Source organism: Phaeocystidibacter marisrubri (assembly GCF_008933165.1).
Lineage (GTDB): Bacteria > Bacteroidota > Bacteroidia > Flavobacteriales > Schleiferiaceae > Phaeocystidibacter > Phaeocystidibacter marisrubri.
Genome location: NZ_WBVQ01000016.1, coordinates 1 through 667, shown reverse-complemented (window position 1 = coordinate 667; position 667 = coordinate 1). Strand labels below are relative to the sequence as shown.

Here is a 667-nt window from a genome sequence, read left to right as displayed (position 1 = left end):
ACTCTACGTTCCTTTCGTTCTAAAATGGGAAGGCGGATATGTAAATGATCCTGTGGATCGCGGTGGTGAAACGAATATGGGGATCACTAGAGCCACTTTTGATAGCTTGGCTTCAAGAGTGCTAGGTGTAACACCCAACGATTCAACCTTTAGAGCGCTCACAAAGGATCAAGCTTCACTATTTGTGAAGTATTTCTGGGACAAGGCTACCTACAACAACTCTATTAACTCTCAAATCGTTGCCGAGGCGGTTACTTCTTGGATGTGGGGTTCAGGTGCCCTCGGTTTACGAGAATTTCAAAAGCTACTCAATGAGGAGTATGGTTTCAGCTTAAAGGTAGATGGCGTCATTGGAGTGCAAACCGTAAAAGCTGCAAACTCCATCTCATCACGAGCACTATTCAACAAGATGCTTGAACGGCGGAGAGCTTTCTTTTTGTCCATCGTTGACAGAAACCCGAGTCAAGCAAGGTTCATCAACGGTTGGCTTAATAGGCTGAATGACTTTACAGAACGACACAAAAAAAAATTTTAATCGGATCTGGAATCGCGGCAGTTGCCGGTGTGTCGATCCTAGCGATCATTATCCAAAGAATGAATCAGAATGACTAAAGGTGGATACATATGGATTGTGTTTATCTCCTTGGCACTGGGCTATTTTATTGGC

Annotated in this window: 1 protein-coding gene; it reads left to right on the top strand. The window is 43.9% G+C overall.

What is annotated here, in order from left to right; all coding sequences use genetic code 11:
* Positions 1 to 535: glycoside hydrolase family 108 protein (locus tag F8C82_RS14665; protein ID WP_151694379.1), on the top strand; the 535-nt coding region annotated here is incomplete at its 5' end.
* Positions 536 to 667: the final 132 nt, after the last annotated feature.